Below are 24,135 nucleotides of genomic sequence, written 5' to 3' on the forward strand. Positions count from 1 at the left end.
AGGCACGCAACCATCGACGCGGGCACCTGGCGCAGGCAGGATGGTGTCATGGAAATCACCGTGCGCGCCGCCGCGCAGGGACGTCGCGTCCCCGAAATTGCCGTTCTGACCGTGCGGGTCAGCCGTGAATCGGCCAACCAGCAGCAGGCTGCCAGCGCCGCGCACACCCTGATGCGCCAGCTCTCCGACCAGGTGCGCCAGATCCAGGCCGATCGTCCCGAGATCGTCGACCGGCTGGTGGTCTCGCCGGTGGGCACCCGCAGTTGGCGTCCGTGGAACAAGGAGGGCAAGCAGTTGCCGATGCAGCACGAGTCGAGCGGACGAGTACAGATCGCGCTGACCGACTTCGACCTGGTGGCCAGGCTCACCCAGGAGTGGAGCGGCGTCGACGGCCTGAACCTGTCCGCGCCGCACTGGGAACTGACCGAACAGTCGCAGCGTGAACTCGAGACCGAGGTGACCACCGAGGCGGTCAAGTTGTGCCGCCGGCGTGCGCAGGTGATGGCGACCGCGTCCGGCTTCGACCAGGTCACCCCGCTGCAGGTGGCCGACACCGGGCTCCTGGAACGCCCCCAGGCCGAGGCTGCACCGGCCCCCATGATGGCCAGGGCCGGCGCGGCATCGGCGGCCGACGAGGGCTTCGACCTGTCCCCCCGCGAGATCCAGGTCCGCATCCAGGTGGAGGCCCGCTTCCGCGCCGACTGACTCGTCCCCTCATCGCCACATGCCCCTGAAAATTGCAGTTGCCCCTGTTCCGGAACAGGGGCAACTGCAATTTTCAGGGGCAACCAGCGGGGGCGAACCTCAGATTCGTCCGATCAGGTCCATCAGGATGCCCTGGGCGAAGTAGACCACGAAGGCAATCGCGGTGGCCCACATCAGCGGGTGGACCTGCTTGGCCTTGCCCTTGAGCACCTTCACCAGCACGTGGACGATGAAGCCCGCGCCGATGCCGACGGTGATCGAGTACGCGAAGGGCATCAGCGCGACCACCAGGAAGGCGGGGATGCCCTCTTCGATGTCGTCCCAGCTGATGGTGGTGGCCTGGCCCATCATCAGGAAGCCGACGTAGGCGAGCACCGGGGCGGCCGCCTCGGCGGGCACCAGCGCCACGATCGGGGCCAGGAAGATCGCCAGCACGAAGGCCGCACCAGTGACCACCGAGGCCAGACCGGTCCGGGCACCCTCGGCCACACCCGAGGTGGACTCCACAAACGAGGTGTTCGACGAGACCGACCCCAGGCCACCGGAAACGGCGGCCAGCGAGTCGACCAGCAGGATCTCGCGCAGCCGCGGCGGGTTGCCCTTCTCGTCGAGCAGGCCACCCTCGGCACCCACGGCCACGACGGTGCCCATGGTGTCGAAGAAGTCAGCCAGCAGCAGTGAGAAGACGATCAGCACCAGGCCGAGCAGGTAGCCGAGGTTGAAGTTGCCGTCGGGCCCGTTGAAGGCACCGAACATGTCGACGCGGCCCAGCAGCCCCAGGTCGGGGGCAGCCCAGGCCGAGGCGTCCGGCAGCACCGGGCCGGGCGGGGACCAGCCGGTCGCGGTCTCGGCGTCGACCCGGGGGCCGATCTTGAAGACGAGTTCGAGGACGACGGCGACCGCCGAGGTCACCAGCATCGCGATCAGCATCGCGCCGGGCACCTTCTTGGCCACCAGTGTGACCAGCAGGAAGAACCCGAACACGGCCACGGCGATCGGCCAGCCGACCAGGGAGCCACCGACACCCAGTTCGAGCGGGGTGCCCGCACCGGGGCGGATGACGCCGGCCGAGACCAGGCCGACCAGGGTGATGAACAGGCCGATGCCGATCGAGATCGCCGAGCGCAATGAGCCGGGCACCGCCCGGAAGATCGCTTCTCGCAACCCGGTCAACACCAGCAGGGTGATCAGGATGCCCTCCCACACGATCAGGCCCATGGCCTGCGGCCAGGTCATCATCGGGGCGAGGGTGAAGGCCAGCATGGCGTTGAGGCCGAGACCGGCGGCCAGGGCGAGCGGGAAACGCCCGACGACGCCCATCAGGATGGTCAGCACGCCGGCGACCAGCGCGGTGGCGGCAGCCACCATCAGCTTCGACTCGTTCATGGCCGCCTCGTTCAACTGGGTGCCGGCGGCATCCAGGAACATCGGCTGGCCGGTGATCAGGTTGCCGTCCTTGTCGGCGGCGGTCCCGATGATGAGGGGGTTGAGGGCGATGATGTAGGCCATCGTGAAGAAGGTCACCAGCCCGCCGCGAACCTCGCGGGCGACGGTCGAGCCGCGCTTGGTGATGTCGAAGAAGCGGTCGAGTTTGCCGGTGGCCGCTTCGGGTTCAGTGGTGGTGTCAGATGGAGTTGGGGCCATGGCCCGAATGCTAGGACCTGTGGCCGGGGCCCATCCAACCAGGATGGGCCCTGTGGGCACCTGTGCAACCAACCCCCTGCCGCCGGGCGGCAGGCGTTCAGGCCGCCCTAGAATGGGCCCATGCTGACCCAGGCCCCCGTGAAACCGTTGGACGAGGACGGCGTGCAGGTGATGGCGATCGGCACCCTCGCGTGGGTGGTCGCCGCGGTCGTGCTGCTGCTGCGCGGAGCCGGCAGCGACTCCAGCGACCAGACCTGGTGGCTGTGGACCTGCCTGGCCGGGGCCGGGGTGGGCGTGGTCGCGCTGGCCTACTGCCTGCGCCGACGCAGCCGTCGCCGGGCAGCCGCGGACGAGGGGCTGGGCGCCCCCGCCGCCGCGACCAAGCAGTAGTCCCGCGCTCGCCCGACCAGCGGTCAGTCGAACAGGATGAAGTCGGGTTCGATGGTGTGGTAGACCGGCAGCGGCAACTCGATGCCGCGCTCCTCGGCCACCACGGCGGAGTGTCCCCCGCAGCCGTGGTCGACGCTCACCACTCGTCCGTCGGCGTCGCTGAACTCGTTGGTGCAGACCCCGAACTGCATGCCCAGGCTGCCCTGGATGCGCTGGAAGTAGCCGCACGAGACACAGTTGTCGGGCGCCTGCCGGGTCATCTGGTTGTCGGGGCCACCGTCACCGGCGAGCCACCGCTCGGCCGCCATCTCACGACCCTCACGGCTGAGGACCCGTTCGCGGCCCAGCCCCAGCTCGGCGACCACCGCGCGGGTCTGGGACCACTCGGCCGGGTCGGCGTCGGCGGCCAACTCACCGCCGGTGAAGCCGGGCTCGAGGCGCGGGTCATTGTCGAGGGTGGGCAGCAGGATGCCGACGCCGATGTCGCCGCCCTGGATGCGGTTCTCCCACGGCAGCCAGTCGGGCGGCAGCAGCGCGGAATCAGTCGGCACCAGCTCGACCTCGTTCACGGTGGCGTACTTGCCGCGGGAGGCCCGCGCCATCGACACCGCCCAGTGCCAGCCCTGGTAGCCCGGGTGCTCGCAGGTGAACAGGTGGGTCACTGCCCGTTCGTCATCGGCGAGCATGCCGATGTGCTCACCGACACCGAAATCCTTGGCGTAGGCCTGGGCGGCCTCACGGGCCTGGTCGATCGCCGCTGCCAGGATGGCGTCAATCTTCGGCTTCCTACGAGTGGCGAGTGCCGCCATTCACAGCTCCAGTTCGTCAGCGACAGCACGCAGCACCGAAGCAATCTTCTGCGCGTGGCGTGAGTCGGGGTGTCGTCCGCGGCGGTAGTCGTTGCCGATCCCGTCCAGCAGTTTGATCAGGTCCTCGACCATGACAGCCATCTGGTCGGGCTTGCGGCGCGAGGCCTTGGACAGTGACGGCGGGACGTCGATCAGGCGCACCGACAGCGCCTGTTCACCCCTGCGGCCCTCGATGACCCCGAACTCGACCTTCTGGCCGGCCTTGAGGCTGGTCACCCCCGGTGGGAGCACGTTGGCGCGCACGTACACGTCGCCGCCGTCCTCCTTCTGCAGGAAGCCGAAGCCCTTCTCCGCGTCATAGAAACGCACCTTGCCGATCGGCACGTCAACCTCTGTCCATTCCGGCCGGAAACCCCGGCATGTTCAATGAGCCCCCAGACTACCGGCTGGCTCACGGTGGGCTCCACCCTGATCCCGTCGATCCTCGCAACCCTTCAGCGGGACCATGACCGGCGCCCGACCAGGACCCGGCCATGACCCGGCCACGCCCGGGAAGCGCTCACCGGGAGCGACCGGGACTCGCCGCCCCCACCGGCTGGCCCTAGAGTTCCCAGGTGGGGTGCCTCCCTGCGGTCGTCCCAGCAGAGCCCGCCCCGCCACCTCAAGACCCCGGACTGCTGCCCATGCCTGAACACCCGACCCGCCGCCCGCCCTGGCGCCGCGGCGCCCTCGGCCAGCGCGGCTACCCGCTGTACCTGCTGTCGATGGTGCAGGGCTCGACCGGGTTCTGGATCTCGAAGATCGCCCAGGACTGGCTGCTGCTGCGCCTGACCGGCGACGTGCAGGCGGTCGGCATCAGCACGGCCCTGCAGTTCGCGCCGGTGCTGTTCTTCGGCCTCTACGGCGGGGTGCTGGCCGACAAGTTCAACGCCAAGTGGCTGGTCGTGCTCGCCCAGGCGATGACCGGCATGTCGGCGCTGGCGATGGCCGTCCTGGCGATCAGTGAGCGGATCGCACCCTGGCACGTGTTCATCGCCGCCACCTGGATCGGTTTCGCCAACGTCATCGACCAACCCGGCCGCGCCCGCATCATCACCGCCCTGTCGGGCCGCTACATCGGCCAGGCGATCTCGTTGAACTCGATCGCCTTCCAGGTCTCCGGCTCGTGGGGCCCGCTGATCTCGGCGGCGGTCGTGGGCGCTTTCGGCCCCGGCTGGGCCTTCGCCATCAACGCCACCGCCTGCCTGGTCAGTTGCCTGCTGCTGGCCCGGCTACCGGTGGACGACCCACCCGGGCGCACCGTCGAGAAGGTGGGCCTGCGCGAAGGCTTGGCGACCATCCGGCAGACCACCGAGATCGGCTGGGCGCTGGCGCTGCTGGCCTGCATCGCGGTGCTGGGCCTGAACATGCCGTTGATCTATGCCGGCATGGCCAACGAGGTCTTCCACACCGGCGTCGAGGGCTACTCGCAGTTCAACTCCCTGGCCGCGGTCGGCGCGGTCACCGGTGGCCTGATCGCCGCCCGACGCCGCGGGACGAGCCGGCTGCGCGAACTGGCGACCTGGCTGGGCCTCTACGGCCTGGTGCTGGTGCTGACCTCACAGGCGGAGGGCCCCTTGGTGTTCGGGTTGTTCGTGATCGCCATCAACACGGTCGTGGTGCTGTTCCAGTTGCTGGCCAACACGCTGGTGCAGGCCAATGCCGACCCGGTCGCCCTGGGCCGGGTGATGAGCCTGTTCACCCTGGTGACCTTCGGCGGCAATGCGCTGGGTGGGCCGCTGATCGGCGGGGTGGTCGACCTGATCGGGCCGCGGGCGACGCTGGCGCTCAACGGCACCCTGCTGCTGGTCGCCATGGTGCTCACCAGCCTCGCGATCGGACGATTCACCGGTCAGCGGCTGCGGATCGGTCCCCGGGGCCTGGTCATCATCGAACCGGAGGTCCCCCGGCACGTCCGGCTGGGGCTGCCGCCGCGTCGTCGGGTCACACCGGACGACGACCCTGGGGCAGCAGGGCGAACGAGTCGCGATAGTAGTCCTTGAGCTGCAGGTGGGAGGCAGCGTCTTCGTCGACCACCACGGTGGCGTAGCGGTGGAACTGCAGGATGCTGGCCGGGCACATCGCCGACACCGGTCCCTCGACGGCAGCAGCCACCGCCTCGGCCTTGGCCTCCCCCAGCGCGGTGAGGACGAGTCGTCCGGCGTCCATGATCGTGCCGAGCCCCTGGGTGACGCAGTGGGTGGGCACGAAACCCGGCCCGAAGAAGCGCGCGTTGTCGGCGCGGGTGCGGGCGGTCAGGGTCTTGGTGCGGGTGCGGCTGGTGAACGACGAACCGGGTTCGTTGAAGCCGATGTGGCCGTTCGACCCGATCCCGAGGATCTGCACGTCGATGCCACCGGCCGCAGCGATCGCCGCCTCGTACTGTTCGCAGGAGGCATCGGTGTCCTCGGCGTCACCGACGGGCACGTGCACGCGCTGCGGGTCGACCCCGAGTGGCTCGGTGAAGGTGCGTCGGATGGTCTCGGCGTAGCTGTTGGGGTCGGTGCGCGGCAGCCCGAGGTACTCGTCCAGGGCGAAGAAGGTGGCATTGGACAGGTTGAGGGTGCCGGCGTCGACCCGCTCCTTCAAGGCGGCGTAGGTGCCGAGCGGCGAGCTCCCGGTGGCCAGTCCCATGACGGGGTCGGGGCGCCGCGCCAGCGCGCTCGCGATGCGGGCTGCAGCAATGCGTCCGACCTGCTCCTCATTGGCGCAGATGATGACTTCCACAGCGTTCCCTTCCACTGACGGTACCGGGGCAGCTTCGCCCCGCCCCTGGGCACCCGTCCTTGGTCACCCGGCCATCACCCAGCGTAGGAACGTGAGCGCCCAGCAGTCGGCATCCGCCCACAGATTCCGAGCATTCGCTCACCGCAAGAGCGCAATTCGATCACTGGCGCGACCACCCGGCGGCAGGCCCGGGGGCTGGGTAGGATCCCGGTATGGCTTCATGGACCGACGGCGCCGAGTACGCGCCCACTGAGCGTCCTGACGGATTCGCGACCCCCCGCACGGCGCCCCTCGACCAGGCGCCGCCGGTGGTCCACCTCGCCAAGGACCGGCCCGTGGACCAGCCCGAGACGTTCCAGCCCAGCGCCCAGTTGCCTCCCCTGGGGAGCCACGGTGTGCCGACCGGCCCCAGCCGTGACCCCAAGCAGGCCTTCGGCACGGTGAGCACGGTGATGACGACCAGCGCGTGGGGTTCGACCCATGCCTCGACCACCACCCTGGACAAGCCCTTCGACCCACATGCCCCGATCAGCACCGGTGACCCCGAGGCGGAACTGGCGACCCTGCCGCCGCCCACCGGGCAGCCGGTCGCCCCCGCCGGCCCCGGCGCCCAGTCCGACCCCGGTCCCCAGCAGGGCCCGGGCGGTTACTCCCCGGGCAACGCTGCGACGGCCGCCGGCCCGGCCCGCTACGACGCCACCGGGCAGCCGCTGAACCCGCTGGGCAGGGCGCTGGCGATGGCCCAGTTCCTGGTCGGCCGCCTGGGCGCGCCGCTGGTGGTCAGCCTGGCGGTGGGGGTCCTGATCTCCCAGTTGTCGTTCGTGATGGTGGTGGTGGCGGTGCCGCTGGCCATGCGCGTGCCCCGCTTCGGCCCCCGCCTGCGGCAGTTCACCGGCCTGGCGGCCGCGGTGGCGCTGCTGCTCGCCTTCGTGTGGAACATCCATGAGGACGTGCTGGCGAGCCTGGGCACCTGGTCGCGCCTGGGTGCCCTGGCTGCGCTGGCCTACGGCATCTACCTGGCCTGGCCGCGCAGCTCCCAGCCGCGGGCACCCCAGCAACCCCGCGCACCCCAGCAACCCCGCGCACCCCAGCAACCCCGGCCGTGAGCGACCAGCCGCGCACCCTCGCCGACGCCATCCGCGGCATGGACGAGCGGCAGCTGGTCACCCTGCTGCTGGCTCGTCCTGACCTGGCCCAGCCCCGCCCCAGTTCGCTCGGCGAACTGGTGGAACGGGCCGGCTCACCCACGTCGGCCGGCCTGGCCGTCGACCGGCTCGACACCTGGCAGCGTGCGGTGGCCGAAGCACTGGCGACCTGCACCGAACCCACCACGGCACGCGCCCTGGCCGGGGCCCTGGACGCCGACCAGTCCGCGGTGCAGTCGGCCCTCGACACGCTGCTGGCCTGGGCGCTGGCCTGGTCGCCGAACAGCCGCACCGGGTCGGTGCTGCTGACCCGGTCGGCCGCGATGGCCTTCGGCCCCTACCCCGCTGGCCTGGCCCCGCCGAGCCCGGCGCCCTTGTCCACCATCGCCATCGACCAGGCCCTGGCCGAAGCCGACCGGGAGCAGCACGAGGTGCTGCACCGGCTGATGTGGCAACCGGTCGGCAGGCTGCGCAACGCGCAGCGCCCCATCACCACCGCGAATGCGGTCACCGCCTCGGAGCGGCTGGTGGCAGCGCGGCTGCTGCGTCCGGTCGCCGATGATGCCGTGGTGCTCGCCCGCGAGGTGGCGATGCGGCTGCGCGAAGGACGCCTGTTCCCCGAACCGGTGGCCCCGCAACCGCCCGCGCTGCCGGCCGCCCAGCCCGACCGGGTGCAGGCCAATGCCGCCCTGGGCACCGCCGTCGAGGCCCTCGAGACCTTCACCACCATCGTCGAACAGCTGGCTCTGCTCACCCCGAAGGTACTGAGCACCGGCGGTCTCGGCCGGCGCGACCTGAAGACCCTTTCGGTCGGTGCGGACGAGGACACCGCCGCGCTGATGCTGGCCCTGGCCCGGCAGGCCGGCATGATCGCCAGCCACGGTCCGCGCTGGCTCGCCACCCCCGCCTTCGACCGGTGGGCCGAGCAGGACCCCTGGCACCAGTGGCGCGACCTCGTCCGCGCCTGGGCACACCTGGACCGCTGGCCGAGCGCGTCGTCCGACCCGCTGCTGCCCGCGGGGCAGCGCAGCATCGTCGGCATGCGCCGAGCGGTGCTGGCCGAGTGGCGCCGGGCACCGGCCGGCACCGCCATGGACCCCGACCTGCTGGCCGCACGCGTGGGTTGGCGCCAGCCCAGCTGGCCCGCAGAGCAGACCAGCCACGCGGCCCGGCAGCTGAGCGCTGAGGCCGCTGCCCTCGGCGCGCTGGCGCTGGGGCGCACCTCGCAGCTGCTCGAGGCCACCGACGACCCCGGCTTCCCACCGCCCACCCACCAGTTCGTGGTGCAGGCCGACCTGTCGGCCACCCCGGTCGGGCCGCTGCAGGTCGCCGTGCGCCGCCGCCTCGACCAGCTCACCGACCGTGGCCCGGACGGACGCCGCTTCACCCCCGCCAGCATCCGCCGCGGCCTGGACACCGGGCTGGGCTCGGAGCAGATCGTCGACTGGCTGACCGCCCATTCGATGACCCCGCTGCCGCAGCCGCTCACCTATCTCATCGCCGACGTCGCCCGCCAGCACGGCCAGATCAGGGTGATGCCGGCGGCGGCGATCATCACCATCGAGGACCCCGCGCTGCTGGAGTCGCTGCTGCGGTCCCCAGAGGCATCGGTGCTGGGGCTGACCAAGGTCGGGCCGCAGGCGGTGGCCGCTCAGGGTGACGTCGTCGAGGTGGTCGAGGTGCTGCAGGGGCTCGGGCAGGCCCCGGTGGCGCAGTCGGCCGAGGGACAGGTGATGCAGGCACCGCGACCACTGCGGGCCACCCACGCCCCGTCGCCGCCCACCGAGCCCGGACCACCGACCCGCGACCAGGTCACCGTGCTGGCCAGGCAACTACTGCTGCCCGACCCGGTCGCGGCCGCCGACGACCTGGTGGCTGCGCTGCAGTCGGCGCAGCGTTCGGGTGACTGGGTGCACGTGACCCATGTGGACGACCAGGGGCGCCCGCGTACCGACACCGCGCGCATCCTGGGAGTTGCTGCCGGGCACGTCAGGTTGGTCCGCCGGGCATCGCCCCCGGTGACCCTGCCGCTGGCCCGGGTCGTCTCGATGGTCACGGACTGATCACGATCACCCAAGAGTCATGAAGAGACTCTGAAGAGTCCCTCAGAACGGCCGGGCTGAGCGGGTTGTTGACGAGGGCTCACCGTAGGGTGTATGCGTGCGATGGGTCATGGTGCAACGGATCTCCGCCATGGTGATCTGTGCCGTGGGCGGAGCCGCGCTGTACCTGTCCCCCACCCAGTTGGGCGACGCCGGCACCCAGTTCGACCAACGCACCCCGTCGGCGAGCGCCAGCACCACCGGCGCGACGGCCGCCCCGAGCGAGGCGAATCGACGCATGGCCGGCACCCCGAGTGCGACCCCCAGCCCGAGCCTGCATGCCGACCGGACGCTGCCGACCCCGATCCGCAACCTGCACCTGGCCAGCAACACCGGGCAGACCTTCACCATCGCCTGGCGGCCCAGCTATGACGCCGCCGGCATTCGCCACTACGTGGTGCTGGCCAACGGATTCCTGGTCGGGCGCACCCAGCAGCCCAGCATCACCCTGGCCTGGGTCAACAGCAACCAGCGGGTGCTGGTGCAGGTGGCCCCGGTCGACGGCAACGGCCTGCAGGGCGAGTGGCGTGCCCTGATGATCGTGCCGCCGCCGGTGACGCTGCCGACCACGGCCCCGCCCACCACCGAGGACCCCACGTTGCTGTCGGTCTCGCCGACCCCGTCGGAGACCCTGCCGGGCACCCCGTCGCCGTCCCTGAGCCCCAGCGTGAGCCCGTCGGTCTCGGCCAACGTGACGCTGGACCCGTGCTCGACCGAGGACAACACCCCGACGGCCACCGCCACCACCTCGACGGCGCCGACCGTTCCCAGCCCGTCGCCCTCGGCCCAGCCGAGCGGTTCAGCTGAGCCGACCTCGTCCCTGTCGAGCGAACCTGGTTCCCCGACCGGCTCCCCGAGCGAACACCCCTCCTGCTGACCCCTCATGGGGTCCCTGGGCACGACGGCGTTCAACGTGAAGGTCGTGCGAACCGCTGGACGATGACATCCGCCGCGAAGCGGTCCTGCTGTGATGGCGGGACGCATGGTGGTCGGACGCGCGGCGGCCACCCGTCTCCCGGGGCGGCACGCCGGCTCGATAGCCTACGGATCGTGAGCGACCGAACCACCAGTCAGACCGAGCAGCAGCAGGACCAGGTACCCATCATCGAGGCGAGCACCCTGCGCCGCGTCGTGCTCACCGTGGCACTGCTGAACTTCGCGTACTTCTTCGTCGAGTTCAGCGTGGCGCTGGTCGCCGGGTCGGTGTCGCTGTTGGCCGACAGTGTCGACTTCCTCGAGGACACCGCCGTCAACCTGCTGATCTTCATCGCCCTCGGGTGGTCGCTGGCCAGTCAGTCGCGACTCGGAAAGCTGATGGCGCTGATCATCCTGGGGCCGGCACTGTTCGCTGGCTGGGAGGCCATCAAGCGGTTCGGCGACCCGAGTGCCCCGGCCGTCGTCCCCGTGGTGCTCGCCTCACTGGGTGCGATCGTGATCAACGGTGTCTCGGCCTGGCTGCTTGCCCGGGTCCGCCACGCGCGTGGCTCGCTGAGCCGGACCGCATTCCTCTCGGCCCGCAACGACGTGCTGGTGAACCTCGCGGTGATCGCGATGGCGCTGGTCACCCTGAGGACAAAGTCCGGGTGGCCCGACCTGATTCTCGGCTGCGGCATCATCCTGCTGGCGCTGCACGCCGCCAAGGAGGTCTGGGAGGTCAGCGAGGAGGAGCGCCTGGCTGCCAAGGCGCTGGCCGGTGAGGACATCGACTGAGGACCCTCACTCCGGGTTCGTCCACCTGTACACGTCGTCAGCACGTCCGCTGAACATGTACGAATTCCGGCGAGACGTGTACATATCCAGTACGTACACCCGTCGGCATCACCCACCCGCCACCCGAGGGGAGCTAGGCGGCCCCCAGCGCCCGGACGAGCCGGTCCTGGATGTCGGCGTCGAAGGCCACCAGTGTGACCTCTTCGACGGCGGTCGGGGTCGCAGCAATGGTCTCGACCGCAGCGGCGACTGCGTCGTCCAAGGGCCACCCGTAGACCCCCGCGCTGATCAGCGGGAACGCGACCGTGCGGGCGCCGAGGTCGTCGGCGACCTCAAGGCTGCGGCGGTAGCAGGAGACCAGCAACGACCGGTCGCGCTCACCGGCGCGGTAGTTGGGCCCCACAGTGTGGATGACCCAGGTCGCGGGCAGGTCGCCCGCCGTGGTGGCGCCGGCATCGCCGGTGGCCAGGCCGTGGGGGAACTTCGCGATGCAGTCGGCGAGCACCGCGGGGCCGCCGGCGCGGTGGATGGCGCCGTCGACTCCCCCGCCGCCGCGCATCGCATTGCTGGCGGCGTTGACGACGGCGTCGACGTGCAGCTGGGTGATGTCGCCGCGGACGATGATCGGGGTCACCATGGGTCTGAGCGTAAGCGCGGGGCGTGGATCACCACGCCCCGCACCACGCACTCTTCTCAGAAGATGCGGTTGACGATCTCGGCCGGGGCCTCGAGCAGGCGCTCGATCTCGTCGTCCAGCTTGACCAGGGTGATCGACGCCCCGGCCATCTCGAGCGAGGTGCAGTACTCGCCGACGTAGCTGCGGGCCACCGTGATGCCCTGGTCGGCCAGCTTCTCGGCCGCGATGCCGAACAGCAGGTACAGCTCGCTGATCGGGGTGCCGCCCAGGCCGTTGACCATCAGCGCCACCCGGTCACCCGAGCTGAACGGCAGGTCGCTGACCACGGGGGTGAGCACCTCGTCGACGATCTCGTTGGCGCTGACCAGCTTCGCGCGGCGACGGCCCGGCTCACCGTGGATGCCGACACCCAGCTCGATCTCGTCGTCGCCGAGCTCGAACAGCGGGGAGCCCTTCGCGGGCGGGGTGCAGGCGGTCAGCGCGACACCCATCGTCCGGGTGACCGAATTGACCTTCTCACCGATGGCCTTGACCTCGGCCAGGCTGGCGCCCTCTTCGGCCAGGGCCCCGCAGGCCTTGATCACGAAGAAGTTGCCGGCCACGCCACGGCGACCAACCGTGTACAGCGAGTCCTGCACGGCGACGTCATCGTCGATGAACAGGGTGTCGCACTCGATGTCATCGGCCGCAGCCATCTCCTGCGCCATCTCGAAGGCCATCTTGTCGCCGGTGTAGTTGTTCACCAGCAGCAGCACGCCCTTCTTGGAGTTGACCCGCTTGGCGGTCTCGTAGACGTAGTCCGACGGCGGGGCCGCGAACACGTCACCGGGACACGCAGCGTCCAGCATGCCCTTGCCGACCACCATGACGTGGGCTGGTTCGTGGCCCGAGCCGGAGCCCTGCACGATGCTGACCTTGTTGTCGTTCGGGGCGTCCGAGCGCATGATCAGGTTGTACTCGGGGACGTAGGTGATGGTGTCGGGGTTGGCCAGCGCGATGCCCTTGAGCATCTCGGGGACGAACTGCTGGGGGTCGTTGACGAACTTCTTCATTGTTCTCTCCTGTGAGTGTTGCGAAGTTGGGGTCAGTGGTCGGACGGGGCTGTCGGTCGGGTCAGTCGGTCGGCCAGGAATCGGCCAGGCTCTCGGCCAGCACCGCGACCGCCATGGCGCCGGCGTCGACCGAGCCGATGCTGCGCTCACCGGTGTAGGAGGCGCGACCGCGGCGGGCCTCCAGGTCCTTGGTGGCCTCGGCCGCCTCACGGGCGGTGGTGGCGAAGGCCCGCACCGCCTCGGCCGCTGAGCTGCCCTTGGCGACCTCGGCCTCCAGGGTGTCGATGGCCGGCACCAGGGCGTCGAGCAGGGTCTTGTCGCCCAGTTCGGCGCTGCCGCGCTGCTTGATGCCCTCCACCGCGGCACGCAGTCCGGCGACCACGTCGTCGGCACTGAACTCATCGGAGCCCTTCAGCTTGCCGCCGAAACGAAGGAAGGCGGTGCCCCAGATGGGTCCCGAGGTGCCGCCGATGCGTGCCGAGAAGGCCATCGCGACCTTGGTAATGAACACGCCCGGGTCGGTGCGGTCGAAGTCGTCCCACTTCTCGTGGACGATCTCGAACCCGCGGGCCAATGAGTACCCGAAGTCACCGTCACCGACGACGGCATCAAGGTCCCCGAAGTACTTCTCGTTGTCGAGGATGGTCTGGGTGAGCGTCGAGATCACACGTTCGACGTCGGCAAGTGTTCCCGGCATGGGCTGCTCCTTCGTCCCGCTCGCAACACCCACGCTCACCCGTGAGGGTGGGAGTGCGAGGGGGTGGTAGGGATATCTGGGCCAGGCCCGACCGGCAGCACTGCAGGACGAGGACCTGTACCCAGAGCCTAGCGACGGCTCCCCCGTGGCGTAAGGGGGTTGACCTCTGGGGGATACTCGACGGTGATGAATCCCACCTCACCGTTGATCGTGCAGTCCGACCGGACCCTGCTGCTCGAGGTCGACCACCCGGACGCCGAAACCGTCCGCATGGCGATCGCCCCCTTCGCCGAACTTGAACGGGCCCCCGAGCACGTGCACACCTACCGGATCACCCCGCTGGGCCTGTGGAATGCGAGGGCCGCCGGCCACGACGCCGAGCAGGTGGTCGATGCCCTGCTGACCTGGTCGCGCTACCCGGTCGCCGGTTCGCTGCTGATCGACGTCGCCGAGACGATGGGACGATACGGTCGGCTGCGGATCGAGAAGCACCCGGTGCACGGGCTGGTCATGGTCAGCCAGGACAAGGCAGTGCTCACCGAGGTGCTGCGTGCCAAGAAGGTGAAGGGCCTGGTCGGTGAACGCATCGACGACGAGACGGTGCTCGTCCACCCCAGTGAACGCGGCCACCTCAAGCAGGTGCTGCTGGGGCTGGGCTGGCCGGCGGAGGACCTGGCCGGTTTCGTCAACGGTGAGGCGCACCCGATCGCGCTGGACGAGGACGGCTGGCAGGTTCGTCCGTACCAGAAGGTCGCCGCCGAGTCGTTCTGGCACGGCGGGTCGGGCGTGGTCGTGCTGCCCTGTGGCGCCGGCAAGACCGTCGTCGGGGCGGCGTCGATGGCGCTGGCCGGGGCGACCACGCTGATCCTGGTGACCAACACCGTCGCCGCGCGGCAGTGGCGTGACGAGCTGGTGCGCCGGACCACCCTCACCGAGGACGAGATCGGTGAGTATTCCGGCGCCCGCAAGGAGATTCGTCCGGTGACCATCGCCACCTACCAGGTGGTGACCACCAAACGTGGCGGGGTGCACCCGCACCTGGAACTGTTCAGCGCCCGCGACTGGGGCCTGGTCATCTACGACGAGGTGCACCTGCTGCCGGCCCCCGTGTTCCGGATGACCGCCGACCTTCAGGCCCGCCGACGCCTGGGCCTGACTGCGACGCTGGTCCGTGAAGACGGACGAGAGGGTGATGTGTTCAGCCTGATCGGGCCCAAGCGCTATGACGCGCCGTGGAAGGACCTGGAGTCGCAGGGCTGGATCGCCCCGGCCGACTGCGTCGAGGTCAGGGTCAGCCTGGACGACGACGAACGGATGGCCCAGGCCCTGGCCGAACCCGACCTGCGCTACCGGTTGGCCTCGACCACCGCGTCGAAGCAGCGGGTGGTGGAGGAACTGGCCGAGCGGCACAAGGACCAGCCCACGCTGGTGATCGGGCAGTACGTCGACCAGTTGGAGGAACTCTCACGCGCGCTGGATGCCCCGCTGATCACCGGCGCCACCACCAACAAGCAGCGTGAGGCGTTGTACAACCAGTTCCGCGCCGGTGAGATCAAGCGGCTGGTGGTCTCGAAGGTGGCGAACTTCTCGATCGACCTGCCGACCGCCGAGGTCGCCATCCAGGTCTCGGGGGCATTCGGGTCGCGCCAGGAGGAGGCCCAGCGACTGGGGCGACTGCTGCGTCCGAAGGATGGCCTGGTGGCCCGCTTCTATGCGGTGGTGGCCCGGGACACCGTCGACGCCGACTTCGCCCAGCACCGGCAGCGCTTCCTGGCCGAGCAGGGCTACTCCTACCGGATCGTGGACGCCGAGGACCTGGACCAGCTCGACCAGGACTGAGCGGCAGCCAGCTGCCCCGTCCGCCCCGCCAACCGCCTCGTCCGGCCCGCCCAACTTCCACATGCCCCTGAACGCACTTGCCCCTGAACGGTGCACTTGCCCCTGTTCCGGAACAGGGGCAAGTGCACCCTTCTAGGGCATGTGGGTGCTTCAGGAGCTGGTGTAGCGCTCGGTCTCGGCCCGCAGCAGGTCCGGGTCCACCGGCACCGTCGACTCGTCCATCACGCCCCACTCGTCCGCGGGTTCGCCGGCCCAGGCGAGGTAGTCCCCCAGTTGCGCCGGCCAGACCACGCGGGTGGCCAACTCGTCCGCGTCGAACCAGCCGTGGGACAGCAGGGTGCGCTGCTCGAGCTCGGTGAAGCGCGAGGTGTCGACCTCGAAGCGGTCCACGTCGACCAGGAAGAACTGTTCGTGCTGCACCAGCACCTGGTCGGAGTAGCCGTGCACCGCAAGCCGCGAGGCCACCGGGCCCTGCAACTGTGACTCGCCCACGACCAGCCCCGTCTCCTCGAACAGTTCGCGCACCGCGGTCTGGGCCCAGGTCTCCCCCGGGTCCATGCCGCCGCCGGGGGTGACCCACCACTGGGTGCCCGGCAGGCCGGGGTCGCGGTCGGCGAACAGCAACACCCGCGGACGACCCTCCGTCGCACCACTGCGGACGATCACCCGGGCCGCGCGCCGGTGCCGGAGCCGCCGCCCGGCAGTCCCGGGGTCAGGAGCGCCGGGGCCGGGAGCGCGCGGAGCGGGTGAGTCAGGGGCTGCGGCCACGTGGGGTCCTCCTCAGCGTTCGGGGTGTTCGGTGAGGCTGTGCACCACCACCGGCATCACGCGCGCCCGCACGGCGGCGAGCAGCAGCACGAACAGCACCGCGGTGGCCATCAGGTTGATGCCCACGAACCCCTGCCAGGCCAGCACCACACCAGCGAAGGCGGTGATGCCGGCGGCACCGAAGTTCATGAACGCGTCCACCGTACCCTGCATGGGCACCCGGATCCCGGGGTCGACGGTGGCGGTGACCAGCGCCGAACCGGCCAGCATGGTGCACGACCAGGCCACCCCCAGCAGGGTCAGCGCCGGGATCAGCCGCACCAGGTGGGACTGGCCGACCGCATCCAGGATGCCGACGGCGAACGCGGCCAGGAACAACACCATCCCGGTGTGGATCACCTTCGGGGCCCCCAGCCGGTCGATGGCCCAGCCCACCAGCGGTGAGAGGCCGTACATGCCCAAGATGTGGCTCGAGATCACGATGCCGACCACCTCGAGGCTCATGTCCCGGTGGTACATGTGCAGCGGGGTCATCACCATGACCACGGTCATCATCATCTGTCCGGTGACCACCGCGACCAAGCCGAACAGCGTCATCGGGTGGTTCCACGCCACCCGCAGGCACTCGGCGACCGACACGTTGCGGCCGGCCTGGTGCACCTCCCCCAACGGCTGCTGCGGGCGCTTCATGCTGAGCGTGACCAGGGTGGCCGTGACGAAGGCCAGCACCGAGAACAGGTAGGGCCCGACGAGGTGGTTCAACCCGAGCAGGCGTCCCAGTGCCGCCCCGGGGGCGGACAGGTGTGGCCCAGCGACCGACCCGACGGTGGTGGCCCAGACGACGATCGACATGGCCCGCGCGCGCATCTGCGGTGGCGCCAGGTCGGTGGCCGCATAGCGGGACTGCAGTCCCGCCGCGGTGGCCGCCCCGAACAGGGCCAGCCCGAGGAACAGCACCGCCAGCTGCCGGGTCTGCACCCCGAGCAGGATGAACAGCGCACCCACCGCCCCCAGGCCGAACCCCAGTCCCAGCGCGATGCGGCGTCCGCGGGAATGGGCCAGCCGCGACAGGGGGAAGGCCAGCAGCCCGGCACCCAGGATGGTGGCGGTCTGCGCGAACCCGGCCACGCTGGTGCTGCCGGAGACCTCTTCGACCAGCACCGCCCCGACCGCCACCCCGGACGCGATGCCGATGCCGGACAGCAGTTGCGCGAGCGCCAGTCGCCACTGGTTGGGGCGGTAGGCGGGGTCGACGGCGGTGGGCGGCTCAGGCGTCATCGCCGTCCAGGCGTTCGAAGCTGTGCCGCTCGGTCATCGGGACGAGGTCGTCGGGCAGCGGCCCGATCTCGGGCAGTTCATCGGGGACGAAGCGTCGTCCGCGGGCCACCACGAGTTCCAGGTCGGCCAGCGCCGAGAGGTCGTCCAGCGGGTTGCCGCGCACCGCGACCAGGTCGGCGTCCAGCCCGGGAGCAAGTCGTCCGGTGACCCCCGACAGGCCCAGCGCGGTGGCGGCGAGGCTGGTCGCTGACTCAATGACCTCGGCCGTGCTCATGCCCAGCTCGCGGTAGAGGGGCAGTGACTGCGGGTAGCCGTGGTGGGGCACGTGGTCGATCCCGGCGTCGGTGCCGGTGATGAACCTGGCCCCGGCCCGGCGCAACTGTCCCAACCTTTCGATGAAGGTGGGGTCGAAGTCCTTGGCGCGCAGGTTGATGGTGGGCGAGACGAAGGCGCGGCTGGCGGCGATCAGCTCACCGAGCTGCGGGTCATACGACAGTTCGCCCCCCTCGAGGACGAAGGAGCAGTGCTCGAGGGTGTCGACCCCGGCCTCCACCGCCCGGCGGATGCCCTCGACGCCGTGACAGTGCGCCGCGACCCGCATGCCGACGCGGTGGGCTTCAGCCACGATGACGACCAGCGCCTCGGTCTCGTACTGCGGGTACCAGGGGGCCGACCCGAGGGTCATGAACCCGCCGGTGGCCATCACCTTGACCTGGTCGACACGGTTCTTGTGGTGCAGCCGCACGATCTTGCGCACGTCGTGGAAGGAGTCGGCCTCGCCGCCCATGAACCAGCAGTGGCCGCCGGTGATGGTGATGGGGGCACCAACGGTCAGCAGCCGCGGGCCCTGCAGGGTGCCCTCGGCAATGGCGTCGCGAACCACCACATCGGTGTAGCCGCGCGCACCCAGGTCGCGGGCGGTGGTGACCCCCACGCTCAGAAGCCGACGAGCACTGCGCACCATCAGGGCCACCTGCTGGGTGTCGCTCTCGCGGTTCATCCGGTCGACCGGGTTGTCGCCGCCGTCGAAGGCCAGGTGTACATGAGCGTCGATGAGCCCCGGCATCAGGGTGACATCACCGAGGTCGACCAGCTGCGCCCCACGGCCCGCGCCGAGCTTGTCGAAGTCGGCCCGGCGCCCCACCCACTCGATGCGGCTCTCGTCGACCAGCACGACACCCCGCTCAATGGTCTCGACGGGATCGGTGTTCAGCACCCGGTCGGCGGCGTAGGCAATCACTGCGGACGAACCCCTGTCCATGCTCCTCGGACGACCCCGTGCGGGTCGTCCGGTGGCGTAGATTCACAATCTACAGTGACCACTCGCGAGGAGAACGATGACCGCTCAGCAGCCCGTCCGCTTTGATGACATCACCGCCGAGGACCTGTTCCGGTTGGGCGGCAGCAAGTGGAGTCGCCACGGCGACGCGCTGGGCGCCTTCGTCGCCGAGATGGACTTCGGGTTGGCCGAGCCGATCAAGCGGGTGCTGCACCAGATGGTCGACGACGGGCTGTCGGGCTACATCTCCCCGGCCTGGGACGAGCAGCTGAAGCAGGCCACCGTTGACTTCGTGGGCCGCCGCTACGGCTGGCAGGTGGACACCCGCAATGTGCTCTCGGCACCCGACGTGCTGACCGGGATGCTGATCACGATGCGCCACCACCTCAAGCCCGAGGCGCGGGTGATCCTGCCCACCCCGGCGTACATGCCGTTCATGTTCCTGCCGCAGATGGCCGGCCACGAGCTGGTGCAGGTGCCGATGCTCCGCACCGCCGACAACTGGGAACTCGACTTCGACGCGATCGAGGATGCCTTCGAAGAGGGCGACATGTTCGTCCTGTGCAACCCGCACAACCCGATCGGCAAGGTCTACACCCGTGACGAGCTGGCGCGGCTGGCGCAGATCGTCGAGAAGTACCACGGCCGGGTGTTCAATGACGAGATCCATGCCCCGCTGACCCTCAACGGGGCCACCCATGTGCCCTACCCGAGCGTCAGCGACGAGGCGGCGGCGCATTCACTGACCGCGATGTCGGCCTCGAAGGCCTGGAATCTGGCCGGCTACAAGTGCGCCCAGCTGGTCCTCAACGACGAAGACCTGAAGACGTCGAAGAAGTTCGCCTTCGACCTGCACGGCACCGCCACCCCGGGGATGCTGTCGAACATCGTCGCCTTCAACGAGGGTGAGCCGTGGCTCGAGGAGGTCATCACCTACCTCGAGGGCAACCAGCAGCGGCTCCTCGAGCTGGTCGCCGAGGAACTGCCCGGGGCGGTCTTCGTGCCGAACCAGGGCACCTACCTGGCCTGGCTCGACGTGGAGGCGCTCGGGATCGAGGGCCGCCCCAGCGACTTCTTCCTGCGGCAGGGCCGGGTGGCGCTCACCGACGGTGGGGCCTGCGGTGATGTCGGCAAGCACTCGGTGCGGTTGAACTTCGGCACCCCGCGCCCGGTGCTGGAGCAGGTCGTCCGCCGGATGGGTGCGGCGCTGCGCAACCGCTGAGTGGGACCGGTTGGCCCGGGGCCTCGTCGCGAGGATCCCGGGGTTGCCGGCCTCAGCGCAGGAACAGCTTGCGCAGGCGCAGGGTGGTCAGCAGGGTGCCCAGCGCGCACATGGCGACGAAGTACACGATGTGCCCGAGGGTGGCCCAGGTCAGGTGGCCGACGGCCAGGTGGCGCATCATCTCGACGCCGTGCCACAACGGCAGGGCCTTCACGAACCACTGGACGGCCTCGGGGAACACCTCGATCGGGTACAGCGTGGCCGAGAACAGGAACATCGGCAGCATCACGAAGATGATGATGTCGAGCTGCTGGAAGGTCTTCATGTAGCTGGTCACGGCCATGCCGATGCTGGCGAACCCGAACGCGATCAGCAGCGCCGCCGGGATCATCGCCAGCGCCCACCACGAGGTGACCAGGCCCAGCACCGCCATGACCCCCATGAACCCGATGGCATAGATCAGCCCACGCAGCAGCGCGAGCATGATCTCTCCGAGGGCGACGTCCATCGGGCCCATCGCCGTCTGCAGCATGGTCTGGTAGATCTTGCCGTAGTTCAGCTTGAAGAAGACGTTGGTGGTGGAGTCGTAGAGCGCACCATTCATCGCCGAGGTGGCCAGCAGGGCCGGGGCGATGTAGGCGGCGTAGCTGATCGTGCGCCCACCGGGGCCGGGCACGTCACCGACCAGGGCCCCGACGCCGATGCCCATGGCCAGCAGGTAGAGCACTGGTTCGACGAAGCCGCTGATCAGGATCACCCAGTTCTGGGTCTTGATCGCGATCCAGCCCCGTTCGAGGACGGCCAGCAGGTTGCCCGAGTAGAGGCTGGGGAAGGGTCGCGGGGCCGCCAGCCGGCGTTCGACCACCGTGACGGGGTCGATCGTGGCCGGTTCACGTTCCTGGACGGGCAGGCTGGTCATGACCACAACCTCCGGCGGTAGGTGCGGGCAGCGAGCACGGCGCTGACCGCGGTCAGCGCGACCAGGACCAGCACGTGGACGGCGACCAGCCACCAGGGCTCGGTCATCCCGTAGGTGGCCCACCGGGCCAGCTGGGAGCCGTGCCAGATCGGTGAGATCCAGCCGATCCACTGCAGGTAGATCGGCATCGACCCCAGGGCGAAGAAGGTGCCGGCGAACAGGAACATCGGCATGATCACGAACCGTTGGATGGTGGTGAACTGCGCCGCCTCGTTCTCGAGGGTCGCGGCGTAGGCCTGCATGGGGGCGGCCATCGACAGCGCGGTCAGCGTCGAGATCGGGATCGCCACCCACGACCAGGCGCTGGGGGCGGCACCGAAGGCGACCATGATCACCCAGAAGACGATTGACTGGGCGGTGAAGCGCAGCCCGACGCCGACCAGGTGGCCCCAGGCGATCTGGGCCGGGTCCATCGGGGTGGCGGCCGGCCCGAAGTAGGTGCGCTGCCACTTGAACCCGCCCATGATCGGGTAGGTCGACTCACCGAAGGCCGACTGCGCCGCGGTGGCGACCATGATCGCCGGCGCGACGAAGACCAGGTAGCTGACCCCGTCGACGGTGGTGCCCTGCCGGTCGAGCAGGCCACCCAGGCCCACCCCCATCGCCAGCATGTACAGCAGCGGGGTGCCGACGGCGTTCAACACGATGGACGACAGGTAGGCGCGCGCCCCCCGCAGGTAGGTCTCGGCGTAGTAGAAGACACCCCAGCGGGTGGCGCGGGCGGCCATCACCTCGGGGGCGGGCACCCGCCCCGAGTTGGCCAACTGCCGCGTGTCCAGTTCAGCGATGTCAGTCAACGAGGGTCCTTCCGGTCAGCCGCAGGAACACGTCCTCCAGCGAACTGCGGCGCACCAGTGAGGTGACCGGCAGCAGGCCCGCGTCGGTGACCTGCGCCAGCGTCGCCTCACCGTCGTGGGTGTACATCAGCACCCGGTCGGGCAGCACTTCGATGCGTTCGGCCAGGTGGCCGAGCTGCTCGACGACGGCGGCGTTGCGATCGGACCCGAAGCGCAGCTCGAGCACCTCGCGGGTCGAGTACTCGCGGATCAGCTGGGCCGGTGACCCCTCGGCCATGATGGTGCCCTTGTCGACCACGATGAGCCGGTCACACAGCTGCTCGGCCTCGTCCATGAAGTGGGTGGTCACGATCAGGGTCACCCCGGCTTCCTTCAACCGGAACAGCCGGTCCCACAGGGTGTGCCGGGCCTGCGGGTCGAGGCCGGTGGTGGGTTCGTCCAGCAGCAGGATGCGCGGCTCGTTGACCAGCCCGCGGGCGATCGTGAGGCGGCGTTTCATACCGCCGGACAGTTCCCGGACGCGGACCTCAGCCTTGTCGGTCAACTGGGCGAAGGCCAGCAGCTCGTCCGACTTCGGGCGCAGGTAGTCGCGGCGCAAACCGAAGTAGCGACCGTACATGATCAGGTTCTCGCGCACCCGCAGGTCTTCGTCGAGATTGTCCTGCTGGGGCACCACGCCCAGGTGGGCGCGCACCTGCGGGCCGTGGGTCTCGGGGTCGAGGCCGTTGATGGTCAACGTGCCCCCGCTGCGGCTCAGCGTGCCACCAATCATGCGCATGGTGGTCGACTTGCCCGCCCCGTTGGGGCCGAGCAGCCCGAAGGACTCCCCCGGTGCCACGTCGAAGTCGATGCCGTCGACGGCGGCGAGTTCTCCATACAGCTTGCGCAGGCCCCTGGCCTGGATCACGGGGGTGATTGACACGTTGGCAGAGCCTACGCCTCACCACTGACACAACCAACTGCATAAGGGTTGGGCCAATTCACTGCCCGCCGGAATCATTTCCATGACAGCGTCACAAGAGCGTCACCGTCACCGGACACGGGGGTCATCGAGGGGGCAACCATGTGGGGAGAAAACCACGAACTGGACGAGGACGACCCGACGCGAGGACGAGCCCGGCGAGGCCGCCGGGGAAGGACCGCTGATGAGCTGGGACAACTACAACGCCCTCACCGAGCAGCTCGAGAAGGTGCACGACCGGCTCGAGGCGCTCACCCCCGGACGAGGGGCTCGGCCACTGGCAGGGTCGCGAGTCGACCGGTCGCAGCGCCGATGGTGCGGTGCAGCTGCGACTCTACCTGCGGCGACGCTACGCCGAGGTGCAGTTCGACCCGCGGCGGCTGGCGTCGTCGCGGATCAATGACGTCGACCGGGCCGTGCTGGAGGCCGACCGTGAGGCCCACGCCGCCGCCGGCGCCCACTACCAGCCCGGCCTGCACGGGTGGACGAACCACTTCCCCGCCGCCGACGCCACCGCTGCACAGCCCATCAGCAGCCACGTGCCCCTGAACGATGCACTTGGAGAGGTTCAGCCCCTCAGCCGGGGTGGGCGTGCCGTACTTCGGTGTCGACCAGGTGCTTCCATGAGCTGACCAGGTCGGCGTCCACCCACGCCTTGTAGCTGCCCTGCGGACGAGCGCGGCTGCCGATGTGGAAGCTGGTGACCCCGGCGCGCGCGAGCCAGGGCACGTGTTCAGGCGCCAGTCCGCCGCCGGCCATCACCAGGCCGGCGGCCCGGGGGACGTCACGGATGGTCTGCAGCAGGTCGTCGAGCCCGTGCTCCACCCCACGTGGGGAGCCGGCGGTCAGCACCTGGTCGACCCGCGGCAGGTCGGGCAGCACCTGCCAGGCCCGGCGGGCATCGAGGGCGTGGTCGACGGCCCGGTGGAAGGTCCACGGCCAGTCCCCCTCACCAACCAGGGCGTGGACGACCTCGGTGTCGACGTCGCCGTGGCCGTTGAGGAAGCCGAGCACGACGCCGTCGGCGCCGGCATCGAGGTAGGACATGATCAGGCCCCGCAGCCGGGTCGCCTCTCCCCCGTCGGTGCCGAACCCCGGACGAAGCCGCACCATCGGGCGCAGTTCGATGTCGATCCTGGCCCTGGTCTTCTCGACCATGGCCGGTTCCGGGGACATGCCGTCATCGTCGAGGCTGCCGAGCAGTTCGACCCGGTCGGCCCCGCCCTCCTCGGCGCGACGGGCATCGTTCTCGTGGAGGGCAATCACCTCCAGCAAGCCACTCATGGGTCAAGTGTGCTGCCGCGGGCGCGTCCCCGTCGGGAGCAACGCCGCACGAGGGCGTGCACCACGGGCGA

The 24,135-nt window shown here is 69.8% G+C and carries 24 protein-coding genes; 10 read left to right on the top strand and 14 right to left on the bottom strand.

Going from position 1 to position 24,135, the window contains the following annotated elements:
* The first annotated feature begins 48 nt into the window (after window positions 1–48).
* Entirely contained in the window at window positions 49–705 is a 657-nt protein-coding gene (locus ACQE3C_RS08780) for an SIMPL domain-containing protein (protein ID WP_434538802.1), read from the top strand.
* A gap of 99 nt (window positions 706–804) precedes the next feature.
* Here ACQE3C_RS08780 and ACQE3C_RS08785 read toward each other — a convergent pair whose 3' ends face one another.
* Entirely contained in the window at window positions 805–2,349 is a 1,545-nt protein-coding gene (locus ACQE3C_RS08785; protein ID WP_434538803.1) for an NCS2 family permease, read from the bottom strand.
* Between the two features lie 120 nt (window positions 2,350–2,469).
* On the opposite strand from ACQE3C_RS08785, the gene ACQE3C_RS08790 reads away from it, so the two are divergent.
* Complete coding sequence (locus tag ACQE3C_RS08790) at window positions 2,470–2,739, top strand: DUF2530 domain-containing protein (RefSeq protein WP_434538804.1); 270 nt, start codon at window positions 2,470–2,472, stop codon at window positions 2,737–2,739.
* Window positions 2,740–2,762: 23 nt separating this feature from the next.
* Here ACQE3C_RS08790 and ACQE3C_RS08795 read toward each other — a convergent pair whose 3' ends face one another.
* Both ACQE3C_RS08795 and ACQE3C_RS08800 read right to left on the bottom strand, forming a co-directional pair.
* The gene (locus tag ACQE3C_RS08795; protein ID WP_434538805.1) at window positions 2,763–3,548 is read right to left on the bottom strand and encodes a DUF3027 domain-containing protein; all 786 of its coding nucleotides are present in this window, start codon (window positions 3,546–3,548) and stop codon (window positions 2,763–2,765) included.
* Complete coding sequence (locus ACQE3C_RS08800) at window positions 3,549–3,932, bottom strand: cold-shock protein (protein ID WP_434538806.1); 384 nt, start codon at window positions 3,930–3,932, stop codon at window positions 3,549–3,551. It lies immediately after the preceding gene.
* Between the two features lie 299 nt (window positions 3,933–4,231).
* On the opposite strand from ACQE3C_RS08800, the gene ACQE3C_RS08805 reads away from it, so the two are divergent.
* Window positions 4,232–5,590: an MFS transporter gene (locus ACQE3C_RS08805; RefSeq protein WP_434538807.1), complete on the top strand. Its 1,359-nt coding sequence runs from the start codon at window positions 4,232–4,234 to the stop codon at window positions 5,588–5,590.
* Here the strand turns inward: ACQE3C_RS08805 and nagB are convergent.
* Window positions 5,532–6,314 carry a glucosamine-6-phosphate deaminase gene (nagB, locus tag ACQE3C_RS08810; RefSeq protein ID WP_434538808.1) on the bottom strand — a complete coding sequence of 261 codons (783 nt, stop codon included), beginning with the start codon at window positions 6,312–6,314 and terminating at the stop codon, window positions 5,532–5,534. The two genes, ACQE3C_RS08805 and nagB, sit on opposite strands and share 59 nt — an antisense overlap.
* Before the next feature lie 212 nt (window positions 6,315–6,526).
* Between nagB and ACQE3C_RS08815 the strand changes: the two genes are divergently transcribed.
* The 4 genes from ACQE3C_RS08815 (at window position 6,527) to ACQE3C_RS08830 (ending at window position 11,271) form a co-directional block, all read left to right on the top strand.
* Window positions 6,527–7,420, top strand: coding sequence for a hypothetical protein (locus ACQE3C_RS08815; RefSeq protein WP_434538809.1), 894 nt, complete (start codon window positions 6,527–6,529; stop codon window positions 7,418–7,420).
* Window positions 7,417–9,522, top strand: a complete 2,106-nt coding sequence (locus tag ACQE3C_RS08820) for a helicase-associated domain-containing protein (protein WP_434538810.1) — start codon at window positions 7,417–7,419, stop codon at window positions 9,520–9,522. Before ACQE3C_RS08815 ends, ACQE3C_RS08820 begins: the two co-directional genes overlap by 4 nt.
* A gap of 97 nt (window positions 9,523–9,619) precedes the next feature.
* The gene (locus ACQE3C_RS08825; protein WP_434538811.1) at window positions 9,620–10,438 is read left to right on the top strand and encodes a hypothetical protein; all 819 of its coding nucleotides are present in this window, start codon (window positions 9,620–9,622) and stop codon (window positions 10,436–10,438) included.
* Window positions 10,439–10,611: 173 nt separating this feature from the next.
* Window positions 10,612–11,271, top strand: a complete 660-nt coding sequence (locus ACQE3C_RS08830; RefSeq protein WP_434538812.1) for a cation transporter — start codon at window positions 10,612–10,614, stop codon at window positions 11,269–11,271.
* Window positions 11,272–11,404: 133 nt separating this feature from the next.
* Here ACQE3C_RS08830 and ACQE3C_RS08835 read toward each other — a convergent pair whose 3' ends face one another.
* The 3 genes from ACQE3C_RS08835 to dhaL all read right to left on the bottom strand — a co-directional run bounded on the left by ACQE3C_RS08835 (window position 11,405) and on the right by dhaL (window position 13,657).
* Window positions 11,405–11,908 carry an O-acetyl-ADP-ribose deacetylase gene (locus ACQE3C_RS08835; protein ID WP_434538813.1) on the bottom strand — a complete coding sequence of 168 codons (504 nt, stop codon included), beginning with the start codon at window positions 11,906–11,908 and terminating at the stop codon, window positions 11,405–11,407.
* 56 nt (window positions 11,909–11,964) lie between these two features.
* Window positions 11,965–12,960 (bottom strand): dihydroxyacetone kinase subunit DhaK, encoded by a 996-nt coding sequence (gene dhaK, locus ACQE3C_RS08840; protein ID WP_434538814.1) that lies wholly within the window; start codon window positions 12,958–12,960, stop codon window positions 11,965–11,967.
* A gap of 61 nt (window positions 12,961–13,021) precedes the next feature.
* Window positions 13,022–13,657 (bottom strand): dihydroxyacetone kinase subunit DhaL, encoded by a 636-nt coding sequence (gene dhaL, locus ACQE3C_RS08845; RefSeq protein ID WP_434538815.1) that lies wholly within the window; start codon window positions 13,655–13,657, stop codon window positions 13,022–13,024.
* Between the two features lie 186 nt (window positions 13,658–13,843).
* Here dhaL and ACQE3C_RS08850 point away from each other — a divergent pair, with 186 nt between their 5' ends.
* The gene (locus ACQE3C_RS08850; protein WP_434538816.1) at window positions 13,844–15,496 is read left to right on the top strand and encodes a DNA repair helicase XPB; all 1,653 of its coding nucleotides are present in this window, start codon (window positions 13,844–13,846) and stop codon (window positions 15,494–15,496) included.
* 150 nt (window positions 15,497–15,646) lie between these two features.
* On the opposite strand, the gene ACQE3C_RS08855 is transcribed toward ACQE3C_RS08850, so the two are convergent.
* From ACQE3C_RS08855 to ACQE3C_RS08865, 3 genes are read right to left on the bottom strand one after another with little or no spacing between them, the layout of a single operon-like run.
* The gene (locus ACQE3C_RS08855; RefSeq protein WP_434538817.1) at window positions 15,647–16,264 is read right to left on the bottom strand and encodes an NUDIX hydrolase; all 618 of its coding nucleotides are present in this window, start codon (window positions 16,262–16,264) and stop codon (window positions 15,647–15,649) included.
* A 12-nt stretch (window positions 16,265–16,276) separates the two neighbouring features.
* Window positions 16,277–17,542 carry an MFS transporter gene (locus ACQE3C_RS08860; protein ID WP_434538818.1) on the bottom strand — a complete coding sequence of 422 codons (1,266 nt, stop codon included), beginning with the start codon at window positions 17,540–17,542 and terminating at the stop codon, window positions 16,277–16,279.
* Window positions 17,532–18,803, bottom strand: coding sequence for an amidohydrolase family protein (locus ACQE3C_RS08865; RefSeq protein WP_434538819.1), 1,272 nt, complete (start codon window positions 18,801–18,803; stop codon window positions 17,532–17,534). The genes ACQE3C_RS08860 and ACQE3C_RS08865 overlap by 11 nt, the downstream gene beginning before the upstream one ends.
* Before the next feature lie 76 nt (window positions 18,804–18,879).
* Between ACQE3C_RS08865 and ACQE3C_RS08870 the strand changes: the two genes are divergently transcribed.
* On the top strand, window positions 18,880–20,043 hold the full coding sequence (locus ACQE3C_RS08870) for a MalY/PatB family protein (RefSeq protein WP_434538820.1): 1,164 nt from the start codon (window positions 18,880–18,882) through the stop codon (window positions 20,041–20,043).
* Between the two features lie 52 nt (window positions 20,044–20,095).
* Here ACQE3C_RS08870 and ACQE3C_RS08875 read toward each other — a convergent pair whose 3' ends face one another.
* Genes ACQE3C_RS08875 through ACQE3C_RS08885 form a run of 3 tightly spaced genes read right to left on the bottom strand, consistent with a single transcriptional unit; the run spans window position 20,096 to window position 22,741 of the window.
* Window positions 20,096–20,962, bottom strand: coding sequence for an ABC transporter permease (locus ACQE3C_RS08875; protein WP_434538821.1), 867 nt, complete (start codon window positions 20,960–20,962; stop codon window positions 20,096–20,098).
* Window positions 20,959–21,819: an ABC transporter permease gene (locus ACQE3C_RS08880; RefSeq protein WP_434538822.1), complete on the bottom strand. Its 861-nt coding sequence runs from the start codon at window positions 21,817–21,819 to the stop codon at window positions 20,959–20,961. The genes ACQE3C_RS08875 and ACQE3C_RS08880 overlap by 4 nt, the downstream gene beginning before the upstream one ends.
* Window positions 21,812–22,741, bottom strand: coding sequence for an ABC transporter ATP-binding protein (locus ACQE3C_RS08885; protein ID WP_434538823.1), 930 nt, complete (start codon window positions 22,739–22,741; stop codon window positions 21,812–21,814). Before ACQE3C_RS08885 ends, ACQE3C_RS08880 begins: the two co-directional genes overlap by 8 nt.
* A gap of 359 nt (window positions 22,742–23,100) precedes the next feature.
* Here ACQE3C_RS08885 and ACQE3C_RS08890 point away from each other — a divergent pair, with 359 nt between their 5' ends.
* A complete protein-coding gene (locus ACQE3C_RS08890) occupies window positions 23,101–23,412 on the top strand; it encodes a hypothetical protein (protein WP_434538824.1) in 312 nt (103 codons plus the stop codon).
* Here the strand turns inward: ACQE3C_RS08890 and ACQE3C_RS08895 are convergent.
* Window positions 23,357–24,064 carry a copper homeostasis protein CutC gene (locus tag ACQE3C_RS08895; protein WP_434538825.1) on the bottom strand — a complete coding sequence of 236 codons (708 nt, stop codon included), beginning with the start codon at window positions 24,062–24,064 and terminating at the stop codon, window positions 23,357–23,359. The two genes, ACQE3C_RS08890 and ACQE3C_RS08895, sit on opposite strands and share 56 nt — an antisense overlap.
* Between the last annotated feature and the right edge of the window lie 71 nt (window positions 24,065–24,135).

The sequence above is a fragment of the Aestuariimicrobium sp. Y1814 genome (assembly GCF_050113895.1).
Lineage (GTDB): Bacteria > Actinomycetota > Actinomycetes > Propionibacteriales > Propionibacteriaceae > Aestuariimicrobium.